Genomic DNA, 740 nt, shown 5'->3' with positions numbered 1-740 from the left:
GGCCGGCGAGACCAAGGTGGAGCAGTTCACCGTCACCAGCGCCGATGGCACCCCCCACGTCATCAGCGTGGTGATCACCGGCACCAATGACGGCCCGGTGGCGGGCACCGACGTTGCCAGCACCGCCATCAACACGCCGATCAGCAACATCAACGTGCTGGCCAACGACAGCGATCTCGATGGCAACCCGCTGACGGTGACCAATGCCAGCGTCGACCCGGCCCAGGGCACGGTCACGCTCAACCCGGATGGCACGCTCAACTTCGTCCCGGCCAGCAACGTCACCGGCCCGGTCAGCATCAGCTACCAGATCAACGACGGTGCCGGTGGCACCGCCACCGGCACGTTGACGGTCAACGTCGGCGCCAACACCCCGCCGACCGGGGCCGACCAGACCGTCACGCTGCTGGAAGACGGCAGCCACGGCTTCAGCGCCGGCGACTTCGGCTTCAGCGACAGCGATGTGGGCCAGACCTTGCAGGCGGTGCGGATCGACAGCCTGCCGGGAGCCGGTAGCCTGACGCTGAACGGCGTCCCGGTCAGTGCCAGCCAGGTGATCAATGTCACCGACCTGGGCAACCTGGTGTACACGCCGGCCGCCAACGGCAACGGCATGGACTACGCCAGCTTCACCTTCAGCGTGCAGGACAGCGCCGGTGGGTTCGATGCGGTGCCGAACACGGTGAGCTTCAACGTCACCCCGGTGAACGACGCGCCGGTGCTGACCGACAGCAACGGCA

1 protein-coding gene is annotated in these 740 nt (G+C 67.3%); it reads left to right on the top strand.

Going from position 1 to position 740, the window contains the following annotated elements; genetic code table 11:
* Positions 1-740 (top strand): tandem-95 repeat protein (locus tag NLI84_RS18830; RefSeq protein ID WP_255992367.1); only part of this gene is annotated, 740 nt, incomplete at both ends.

Source organism: Chitinolyticbacter albus, assembly GCF_024437655.1.
In the GTDB taxonomy this organism is placed as follows: Bacteria; Pseudomonadota; Gammaproteobacteria; order Burkholderiales; family Chitinibacteraceae; genus Chitinolyticbacter; species Chitinolyticbacter albus.
This window is presented reverse-complemented; position numbering and strand designations above follow the sequence as displayed.